Annotated in this window: 6 protein-coding genes; 2 read left to right on the plus strand and 4 right to left on the minus strand. The window is 67.2% G+C overall.

The annotated features are described in order from the left end of the window. The first annotated feature begins 110 nt into the window (after positions 1 to 110). Positions 111 to 782 (plus strand): PEP-CTERM sorting domain-containing protein, encoded by a 672-nt coding sequence (locus AC1D2H_RS24680; protein WP_477931460.1) that lies wholly within the window; start codon positions 111 to 113, stop codon positions 780 to 782. Positions 783 to 834: 52 nt separating this feature from the next. On the opposite strand, the gene AC1D2H_RS24685 is transcribed toward AC1D2H_RS24680, so the two are convergent. Genes AC1D2H_RS24685 through AC1D2H_RS24695 form a run of 3 tightly spaced genes read right to left on the minus strand, consistent with a single transcriptional unit; the run spans position 835 to position 5,905 of the window. Continuing rightward, the gene (locus tag AC1D2H_RS24685) at positions 835 to 2,664 is read right to left on the minus strand and encodes a glycoside hydrolase family 13 protein (protein ID WP_478012778.1); all 1,830 of its coding nucleotides are present in this window, start codon (positions 2,662 to 2,664) and stop codon (positions 835 to 837) included. Then, complete coding sequence (locus AC1D2H_RS24690; protein ID WP_478012779.1) at positions 2,661 to 4,247, minus strand: alpha-amylase family glycosyl hydrolase; 1,587 nt, start codon at positions 4,245 to 4,247, stop codon at positions 2,661 to 2,663. The genes AC1D2H_RS24685 and AC1D2H_RS24690 overlap by 4 nt, the downstream gene beginning before the upstream one ends. 2 nt (positions 4,248 to 4,249) lie before the next feature. Beyond that, positions 4,250 to 5,905, minus strand: a complete 1,656-nt coding sequence (locus AC1D2H_RS24695) for an alpha-amylase family glycosyl hydrolase (RefSeq protein WP_478012780.1) — start codon at positions 5,903 to 5,905, stop codon at positions 4,250 to 4,252. Between the two features lie 116 nt (positions 5,906 to 6,021). On the opposite strand from AC1D2H_RS24695, the gene AC1D2H_RS24700 reads away from it, so the two are divergent. Continuing rightward, on the plus strand, positions 6,022 to 8,691 hold the full coding sequence (locus tag AC1D2H_RS24700) for an alpha-1,6-glucosidase domain-containing protein (RefSeq protein WP_478012781.1): 2,670 nt from the start codon (positions 6,022 to 6,024) through the stop codon (positions 8,689 to 8,691). Between the two features lie 34 nt (positions 8,692 to 8,725). On the opposite strand, the gene AC1D2H_RS24705 is transcribed toward AC1D2H_RS24700, so the two are convergent. Next, on the minus strand, positions 8,726 to 9,778 hold the full coding sequence (locus AC1D2H_RS24705; protein ID WP_478012782.1) for an integron integrase: 1,053 nt from the start codon (positions 9,776 to 9,778) through the stop codon (positions 8,726 to 8,728). Between the last annotated feature and the right edge of the window lie 352 nt (positions 9,779 to 10,130).

Raw genomic sequence — 10,130 nt, forward strand, 5'->3', positions numbered from 1 at the left:
GGATCATCATTTCTGCGGGGTGGATTGAATTTCTTCCGGTTACCTTGACTAGCATTGCCGGGTTTCCACGGGGCACCTGCGCCCGGTTGTTTTTCAGGGAAAGTTCAATCATGCAAATCAAGACGATCGCCGCCGCAGCAGCCCTGCTGGTTTCCGGCCTCGCTTCGGCGACCACGACGCTCAACGCCGGTTCCTATTCCGTCACCTACGACGAAACCACCGCCGGATTCGGCTGGATCACGGACTGGTCGTCGGGCAGCTTCGAGTGGAGCCTGCAAGGCGCCGTGCAGGTTCAGTCCTTTGCCGGTGGTGCCGTGACGGCGACCTTCGTGCTGCCGAGCTTCACGCTCACCGCCAACCCGGGTTACACGCTGAGCGGCGCCCTGACCGGCAGCGTGGGCAATGTGACCTACTTCGAAGCCGGCCCTGCCGCCTCGACCAACATGGCTGCCGGTGCAACGCTGACCGTCGGTGCCAACCCCCCCGTCGTCATTCCCGTGGCGGCGCTGACGCAGAACCCGACGAGCGCGAACTCGGGCTGGTTTGCCGGCTCGGCCTCGGCACCGATCGGCACCGTCAACAGCTTGAGCGTCACTGGCGGCACCCTGGTGCTGACGGCGAATGCAGGTGCCGGCAGCTTTGCTGCCATCACCGGCCAGCCGCAGAACAAGCTGAAGTTCGAGTTCACGGCCCAGGCCGTGCCTGAACCCGAAACCTATGCGCTGCTGCTCGCCGGTCTGGGCGTTGTCGGCCTGCTGGCACGCCGCCGTCGCCAGTACTGATTGGCGATTGCCTCGGCAACAGACAAGGGCTCCGCAAGGAGCCCTTTTTTGTTCAGCGCGAGATTTCCAGGATCAGGGGGCTGCGCGCCGGCACGGACAGCGTGGCGCCGAGTGGGAAATCCCGGCCGCTGAGCACATCGCGGGCGCGGTCGCCGCTGGCCACACGCTCGCTGAAGCGCGACAGCACGAGCTCGACCGGCTTGGTCCCCTTGTTCAACGCGACCATGACGGTGCGGCCACCGCCGTAGCGGAAGAACACATAGCAGCCCTCCAGCGGCGCGTACTGCATCAGGGCGCCATCGTGGACGACCGGCACGGCCTTGCGCCAGTTGAACAGGCGGCGCGTCCAGTCCTGCATGTCGCGCTGCTCGGCGGTCAGGCCTGCGCCGGTGAAGGCGTTGACCTTGTCGCCGGGCCAGCCGCCGGGCATGTCGGCGCGCACGCGGCCGTCGTCGCGCTCCACGGGGCTTCGCATCAGCAGTTCGCTGCCGTAGAAGAGCTGCGGAATGCGGCGCGTCGTCGCGAGGTAGGCCAGCGCAATCTTGGTCAGGCCGACGTCGTTCTTCAGCAGCGAGAAGATGCGCGGCGTGTCGTGGTTGCCGTCGAACAGCACGAGGTTGGCCGGGTCGGGGTAGACGAAGTCATGCGCCAGGCCCTCGTAGAGCTTGGTCAGGCCGGTGTGGGCACCGTCGTCCTCGGTCAGCGCGGCCAGCAGATTGCCCTGCAGCGGGAAGTCCATCAGGCTGGGCGCGTACGACACATAGCCGTCATGGTTCTTCTTGCCGCGCTGCCAGTAGGACACGACGGCCGGGTGCGGGCTCCATTCCTCGCCGACGATGTTCAGGCGCGGGTACTCCTGCATGACGCGGGCCGACCAGCGGGTCAGGAAGTCTCGGTCGGAGTAGGAGTAGGTGTCGGTGCGGATGCCCGACAGGCCGTAGCGCTCAATCCACCACAGCGTCATCTGCGTCAGATAGGTGGCCAGCTCGGGGCGGCGCTGGTTGAGGTCGGGCATGCCGGGCACGAACCAACCATCGGTGAAGCGCAGGCGGTCGCTGGGCGAGGCGTAGGGGTCCTGCAGCGTCATGCGCGCGTGGTGGGTCTCGGTGTAGCCCGCAGGCCACTGGTTGACCCAGTCCGGCGCCGGCAGGTCGGTCATCCACCAGTGCCCGCCACCGATGTGGTTGAGCACGATGTCCTGGATGACGCCGACTCCCTGGGCCCGAGCCTCGTTGGCGAAGGCGCCGAAATCGTCATTGCTGCCGAAGCGCGGATCTACACGAAAGAAGTCCGTCGCCGCATAGCCGTGATAGCTGTACCTGGCGCTGTTGTTCTCGACCAGGGGCGTCGGCCAGACCTGGGTGAAGCCCAGGCCGGCGATGTAGCCCAGGTGCTGGCGCATGCCGGCCAGGTCGCCACCGTGGCGGCCGCCGGGGTCGTCGCGGTGGATGCCTTCCTTCATGTCGGCGGGCTTGCCGCTGCCGCCCTGGGCGAAGCGGTCCGGCACGACGAGATAGATGGCGTCCCTGGGGCCAAAGCCCTGGCGCTGCGCCGAGCCCGGCGCGCGGGCCAGCAGCGGGTAGCGCAGCGTCGTGCCGGCGACGTCCAGCACCAGTTCGCCCGGCTTGGCGTCGGGGCTCACGTCGAGGTCGATGAAGAGGTAGTTGGCGCTGGTGGCGCGGTGGCTGCCTTTCAGCATCACACCGGGGTAGGGCGCCAGCGTCGGCTGGGCGCCGGCAATGCCGCTGCCATGCAGCATCAGTTGCAGGGAGGTGTCGCGCATGCCGACCCACCAGTTGGGCGGTTCGACATGCTGCAGGCCGGCGGCCATCGTGTTCAGACTCATCAGCAGGGCAGTAGCTAGGGTGATCAGGGCTTTCATGGCGCTTGCAGTCGATAGACGCGCACGGACAGCGGCGGCAGCGTGGCGCCGCCGCCCTTGGGATAGAGCGCCCGGGCACGCGCCGGCAGTTCGATGGTGGCCGATGTGTCGCCGTAGTTGATGGCGACGAGGACGCGCTCCTTGCCCTGCACGCGCTGGAAGCTCCAGACGGCGCCGTCGACGCGGTCGGACTCGTAGCGGCCCGACGTCAGTGCCGGCGACGCGCGGCGCAGGGCGATCAGCTCACGGTAGAAGTTGAACAACGAGCCCGCGTCGCGCTGCTGGCTTTCGGCGTTGTGGGCGCTGCGGTTCAGGGCCAGTGGGCGGAAGGGCTGGCTGCTCGTCGTGAAGCCTCCCGCGGCTGTCCAGCTCATCGGTGAGCGCAGCGGATCATCGCCCTTGCCGTCGATGCCGGCCTGGCCGATTTCCTCGCCGTAGTAGACGAAGGGCGTGCCGGGCAGCAGCAGATAGCTCGCGGCCGCGAGGCGGTAGCGGGCCTCGTCGCCATGCAGCTGATCCCAGACGCGCTGGCCGGTGAAGATGTCGTGGTTGTGCAGAAAGGTCGCCATCGTCGGCGACATGCTGCGGTAGTAGTCGGCCACCTTCTGCACCGCCGCAACCTCGCCCTTGGCGGCCTTGATGATTTCGTAGTTCTGGTTGAAGGCGAAGGCGCCGCCGCAGAGGTCGGGGTTGCCGTAGGCGATGGGCTCGGCTGTGGCCTCGCAGACGACGTAGCGGCCAGGGTAGCGCTTGATGAGGTCCTGGAAGTTCTTGGTCAGCACGCGGCTCTCGGGCTGGTCGTTCCAGTCCTTGGCGTTGTTCTCGATCAGGTGGGGCACGGCGTCCAGGCGGTAGCCGTCCAGGCCGCGGTTGAGCCAGAAGCGCAGCGAGTCCTCGTGGTACTGCACGACGGTGGGGTTGCGCAGGTTGAAGTCGGGCATGTGGGGCCCGAAGGTGCCGAAGAAGATGTCGGGCGAGCCGGGCGTGATGGGCGGCATGTCCTTCCATTCGCCGGTCCAGGTCCAGGGCTTGGCGGCCGCGTCGTACCAGGGATATTTGCCCCAGATGTCCCAGCCCGGGCCGGGATTCGTGTTCCAGACAAACCAGCTGCGCCAGGGACTCGCGCGGTCGGCCACGGCCTGCTGGAAGGGCGGGAACTGCCAGGACGCGTGGTTGATGACGTAGTCCATCACGATGCCGATGCCGCGTTTGTGCGCCTCGCGGATCAGCTCGTCAAAGTCGGCCAGCGTGCCGTATTGCGGTTCGATGCCGCGGTAGTCGGTCGTCGCATAGCCGTGGTCGTGGTCGGAGCTGGCGGTGATGGGCATCAGCCACAGGCCGCTGACGCCGAGCTTCTTCAGATAGTCCAGCCGCTTCGTGAGGCCGCGCAGGTCGCCGATGCCGTCGCCATCGCTGTCCTGGTAGCCGCGCACGAAGACTTCCATGAAGACACCGTGCTGCCAGTCGGCGGGCAGGGTGCTCGCCTGCGGCCGGGCAGGCACGGGTGTCGTGTCGATTTGTGCCGCTGCAGGCAGGGCCAGTGCGGTGGCGAGGGCGGTGCTGATGAGGGTTCTGATTTGCATGTTCAGCGAACGACGTAGACGCGCAGGCTTTGCGCGGGCATGGCGATGCGGACGGTGCCGGTGGCGTCGGCCGTGGTGTCGGTCGCGCCGAGCCTGCCCTGCAGCGCGGCGTTGGCCGGCAGGTCGGCGCTGCTGGCCTGGGCCGTGCTGCTGCCGAAGTTGATCGCAACCACGACCGTCTGGCCAGCACTGCGGCGTTGATACGTCAGCACCGTGTCGACGGCGCTGGCGTTGGTGTAGCCGCCATCGCGCAGCGCGGGCAGGGACTTGCGCAGGTCGAGCAGGGCGCGGTAGTGGTTGAGCAGGGAGTCGGGGTCGGCCTGCTGGGCGGCGACGTTGTTGCTGGCCGCGTTGGCGGCCAGGGCGCGGTAAGGCGCTGCGGTCGAGAAGCCCGCATTGGCGGCCGTGGACCAGCTCATCGGCGTGCGGATGGCCGCGTCGCCGCTCAGCGAGGCGGCGCCGCGCATGCCGATCTCTTCGCCGTAGTAGATGAAGGGCGTGCCGGGCAGCAGCAGATAGGCGCTGGCCGCCAGCTTGAGCTGGGCGAGATTGGCGCCCAGCTGGTCGGCCGGGCGCAGGCCGGCAAAGCTGTCGTGGTTGGACAGCATGGGCGCCATGCCGGGGGTGGCCGTCTTGAAGTAGTTGGCCAGGTTGCTGACCGCAGACGCCTGGCCGCGGGCCGAGCCCATCAGCGCGTTCTGCAGGTCGAAGGCGAAGGCGCTGCCGCAGGCCGCGGGCGCGCCAAAGCCCTGCGGGTCGGCCGGGCCCTCGCAGACCATGTGGCGGCGCGAATAGCCGTTCAGCAACTGGCGCACCTCGTTCATCAAGGTGTAGTTGCGCGGCTGGTCTTCCCAGGCGCTGGGCCCGTTCTCGACGAGGTTGCCGACGGCGTCGAAGCGAAAGCCATCGACGCCGCGATTCAGCCAGAAGCGCAGCGCGTTCTTGTGGAAATCGACGACCTCGGTCTTCAGCAGGTTGAAGTCGGGCATCTGGTCCCAGAAGGGCGCGTAGTAGGCACCGTTGGCCGTGCTGCGCCAGGGGTTGCCGCCGTAGATGCTCCAGCCCGTCGGCGCCGGGTTCTGCCAGACATACCAGTCGCGCCAGGGGTTGGTGGCTGAGTTGCTGGCGTTGACGAACAGCGGGTGCTGGCCGGCGCTGTGGTTCATCACGTAGTCGAGGATGACGCCGATGCCGCGCGCATGGGCCTGCTTGATCAACTCGTCCAGGTCGGCCAGCTTGCCGTAGGCCGGCTCGATGTCGCGGTAGTCACTGACGGCATAGCCATGGTCGCCGTCCTGGCTCTTGGTGACGGGCATCAGCCAGATGCCGCCGACGCCGAGGTCCTTCAGATAGTCCAGGCGGCTGATCAGGCCACGCAGGTCGCCGATGCCGTCGCCGTCGCTGTCCTGGTAGCTGCGCACGAAGATCTGCATGAAGGCGCCGCGCTGCCAGCCTTCGGGCAGCGCGCTGCCGGGATCGGCCGCGGCGACGGTGCTGACGTCGGGCGCCGGCAGCGGAGCGGGCGCCGGTGCGGGCGCTGGAGCAGGGGCGGGCGAGGGCGCTGGGGCGCTCGATCCGCCGCCCCCGCCGCAGGCCGTCAGGGCTGCTGCAGCGAGCAGGGTCGCGGCGGTCGAAAACTTGTCTTGGAAGCGATTCATGTAATCAAACTACTCATCAAGTCGCCGGCGAGCATACCGATGCTCCAGGGTGATGCGCCATAGGTGTTTCGATGAATGTAGTTTTGCTACTATTCGAAAATAACAAGGAGACCTTCGTGCCCTCTCGCCTCATGCTGCCGACGTTGTTGAGCCTGGCGCTGATCACCACCGCTGCGCGGGCGGCCGATCTGGACGATTGCAATGCCGAGGTGCCGGTCCCGGCGCCCGCCGCCAAAGTGGCGGCCGAGGCCTATTGGCTGGATGCGCGCACGCTGCAATGGCCGGGTCTGAAGTTGCAGGCCGGCGAGCGTGTGCGACTGCATCGGGCCAGGTCAAACGGGCCGGGCGAAACGCTTGAACTGCTGCCGAGCACGACCGCATTGCCGATCCGTTTCCGCTTCATCGGCGACGGGCCGCGCTTCGCGCTGGCTGCCGGCACGGACACCGCGGCGCTGCTGCGTGACCCGCTGCAGCTGGTGCACGAGGCCGCCGACGGCCGCGCCATCGCGTCGACAGGCGTCCAGATCGCGGGCGCGCTCGACGACCTCTACGCCGCGGCCGAAGGGGTGACCGACTTCGGCGCCCATCCCGCCAAGGCGCAGACGCGCTTTGCCGTCTGGGCCCCCACGGCACAACGCGTACTGCTGTGCCGCCACGCCGGCCCCGAATCACCCGCCGTCGCCGTCGATGCGATGCGCTTCGATGCCGCGACCGGTGCGTGGCGCGCGGAACTGCCGGGCAACCTGAGCGGCCAGGCCTATCGCTACCTCGTCGACGTCGTCACGCTCACCCACGGTCGGGTGCGCAACCTCGTCACCGATCCCTACTCCGTTGCGCTGACGGCCGACTCGCGGCTCAGCATCGTGGCCGATCTCGCGTCACCCGCTTTGAAGCCGCGCGGCTGGGACGCCGCCCCGCGCCCGACGCGTGCGAAGGCTGCCACCGACCAGGTGATCTACGAACTGCATGTGCGCGACTTCTCCGTCAGCGATGCCTCCGTGCGGCCCGCCTGGCGCGGCAAATACCTGGCCTTCACCGAGGGCTCGTCCCACGGCATGAAGCACCTCCAGGCGCTTTCCAAGGCCGGCCTGACCGACGTGCATCTGCTGCCCGTCTTTGACCTCGCCAGCGTGCCCGAACGTGGTTGCAAGACGCCCACCGTGCCGGCGGCGCCTGCCGACAGCGAGGCCCAGCAGGCCGCCGTCATGGCCGTGGCGGCCGACGACTGCTTCAACTGGGGCTATGACCCCTGGCATTTCAACGTGCCGGAAGGCAGCTACGCGACCGATCCGCTGCTGCGGGTGATCGAGTTCCGCGCGATGGTGATGGCCCTGCACCAGGCCGGGCTGCGCGTCGGCATGGACATGGTCTACAACCACATGTCGGCCGCCGGCCAGGCGCAGAAGTCCGTGCTGGACCGCCTGGTGCCGGGCTATTACCACCGCCTCAACGCCAGGGGCGAGATCGAGCGCTCGACCTGCTGCGACAACACGGCCACCGAGCACCGCATGATGGCCAAGCTGATGATCGACTCGGCGGCGCTGTGGGTGCGTGAATACAAGATCGACTCGATGCGCTTCGACCTGATGGGCCACCAGCCGCGCGAGGCGATGGAGAGGCTGCAGAAGCGCGTCAACGCCGAAGCCGGCCGGCCCGTGCAACTGCTGGGCGAGGGCTGGAACTTCGGCGAAGTGGGCAACGGCGCGCGCTTCGTGCAGGCCTCGCAGCTGAGCCTGAACGGCAGCGGCATCGGCTCCTTCAGCGACCGTGGCCGCGACGCGGCGCGCGGTGGCGGTGCGGGTGAGGGCGGTGACGATAGCGTGCGCCGCCAGGGTTGGCTCAATGGCCAGGTCTATGCGCCCAATGCGCTGGGGAATGCCAAACCCGAGGAACTGCTGACCGCCGCCGACATGATCCGCGTCGGCCTGGCCGGCTCACTGCGCGGCTATGAGCTGACGACCTGGCGCGGCGAGAAGAAGCGCCTGGATGCCATGCCCTATGGCGACCAGCCGGCTGGCTTCGTCAGCGAGCCCAGCGAGGTCGTCAACTACGTGGAGAACCACGACAACCAGACGCTGTTCGACATCAACGCGCTGAAGCTGCCGCGCGACACCTCGCGCGAGGACCGCGCCCGCGTGCAGATGCTGGGCGCGGCCGTCGTCGCCTTCAGCCAGGGCATCGCTTATTTCCATGCCGGCCAGGACATCCTGCGCAGCAAGAGCATGGACCGCAACAGCTATGACAGCGGCGACTGGTTCAACCGGCTGGACTGGAGTTATCAAAGCAACCACTTCGGCACCGGCCTGCCGCCGAAGCAGGACAACTTTGGCAAGGATGGCCGCGATTGGGAGCTGGCGCGGGAGCGGCTGGCGGATGCATCCATTGCGCCGGGTCCGGCCGAGATTGCCTGGGCGCGCGACGTCTTCCGCGATCTGCTGAAGATCAGGGCCAGCACGACGTTGCTGCGGCTGCCGAGTGCGGCGGAGATCAGCAAGCGCGTCAGCTTCCCGGGCAGCGGTGCGGGGCAGAACCCGGTGCTGGTCGCGACGCGCATCGACGGCCGTGGCTTGGCAGGAGCTCGCTTCAAGGCGGTGATGACGCTGATCAATGTGGCGCCGACGGCGCAGACGCTGAAGCTGACTGAAGAGGCTGGTGCTGCATGGAAGTTGCATCCGGTGCAGCGTGGCGCGAAGGCGGCGGACCAGCGCGTGGCGCGTGAGGCCAAGGCAGTCGCGGGGGTGTTCCAGGTACCGGCGCGCAGCGCGGTGGTGTTCGTGCTGGATTGAGCAAGGCTGGGCGCTTGAACCGGACCCAGCCAATCTACGAAGCGGCCGCTGGCAAGGCATCCAGCGGGCTGCGTACTGCGCCTCCGCCCAGCTTGAGTACGTGGGTGTAGATCATCGTGGTGCCTACATCGGAGTGACCGAGTAGTTCTTGGACGGTGCGGATATCGCTACCGGCTTGCAGAAGGTGAGTAGCGAAGCAATGCCGCAGCGTGTGCGGCGTTGCAGGCTTGTCGATGCTCGCGGCCTCAACGGCGCGCTTGAATGCGCGCTGAAAAGTCTGGTCGTAAAGGTGGTGGCGGCGCACCACGCCGCTGTGCGGGTCGGTTGAGTGATGGCCTTGCGGGAACAGCCAGAACCACGGCCAGCTCGAACCCATGCGTGGGTATTTGCGGTCCAAGGCATGCGGCATCTCCACGCCCGCCATGCCGGCCTCGACATCACCCGCCCACGTCAGCCTAGCCTGTGCAATCTGGGCGCGCAAGGCGGACGTCAGCGACTGAGGCAGCATCACGACGCGGTCCTTGGCGCCCTTGCCCTCGCGCACGATCAGCGCGCGCTGACCGAAGTCGACGTCCTTGACTCGCAATTGCAGCGCCTCGGCGATCCGCAGGCCTGTGCCATACAGCAATTGCGCCAGCAACAGATGCTCGCCACTCATGCCTCGGAGCACCCTGGCCACCTCGTCGACGCTCAGCACCACCGGCAGCCGCCGATGCCGGCGGGGATGCCCGATCTCCTTGAGCCACGGCAAGTCATGCGCGAGCACCTTGGTATAGAAGAACAGAAGGGCCGACAGGGCCTGGCTGTGCGTTGACGGGGCCACCGCGCGGTCATTCGCAAGGTGCATCAGGAAGGCCTCCACTTCGGGGCCACCCATCTCCGACGGATGCCGTAACCCATGAAAACGGATGAAGGCCTTCACCCAGTACGCATAGACCTCTTCGGTACGCAGGCTGTAGTGCAGGAGCCGGCAGCGCTCGCGCAACTGATCGAGCACGCGGACGGACCGCAGGGGCGGCAACTCCGTCGTCGACGGCCGTGGTCGCAGGTTTCCCCGAGGTGGCAGGTTCAGCAAATGGACTGGCATCATGAGCCTTCCAGCGGCACCACCTCTGTTCGAGAGAACTTGTAACGGCGCGCCGCTTTTGGTGGAAATTTAATGCTGTACGTTTATACAGTCAATGAAAAAAAGTTGATGATGAATCAATCGCTTGAGTTCGCCAGTCGGCGCCGAGCTAGGGCGCAGCTTCCTTGCCTAGGAGGCGATGGCTGTCTCCACAGAACACGTTGAACTAAACCGCTGACGCGGTGGTGTGCTGGCTGGGAAGCCAGCAGGTTGAACGGCGTACCTTGACCGATGCGGGCATGTGCCCGAGCGGATCAAGGAGAGCCGTCATGGCTGCCATCACCCCGACCCAGATCAGCCCGCTGCGCCAGCG

This window comes from Roseateles sp. P1_C1_2, from assembly GCF_056406535.1.

What these genes read in the sequence shown, in the direction of transcription:
- AC1D2H_RS24680 (WP_477931460.1), top strand. Translation starts at nt 111, where the DNA reads ATGCAAATCAAGACGATCGCCGCCGCAGCAGCCCTGCTGGTTTCCGGC.
- AC1D2H_RS24685 (WP_478012778.1), bottom strand. Translation starts at nt 2,664, where the DNA reads ATGAAAGCCCTGATCACCCTAGCTACTGCCCTGCTGATGAGTCTGAAC.
- AC1D2H_RS24690 (WP_478012779.1), bottom strand. Translation starts at nt 4,247, where the DNA reads ATGCAAATCAGAACCCTCATCAGCACCGCCCTCGCCACCGCACTGGCC.
- AC1D2H_RS24695 (WP_478012780.1), bottom strand. Translation starts at nt 5,905, where the DNA reads ATGAATCGCTTCCAAGACAAGTTTTCGACCGCCGCGACCCTGCTCGCT.
- AC1D2H_RS24705 (WP_478012782.1), bottom strand. Translation starts at nt 9,778, where the DNA reads ATGCCAGTCCATTTGCTGAACCTGCCACCTCGGGGAAACCTGCGACCA.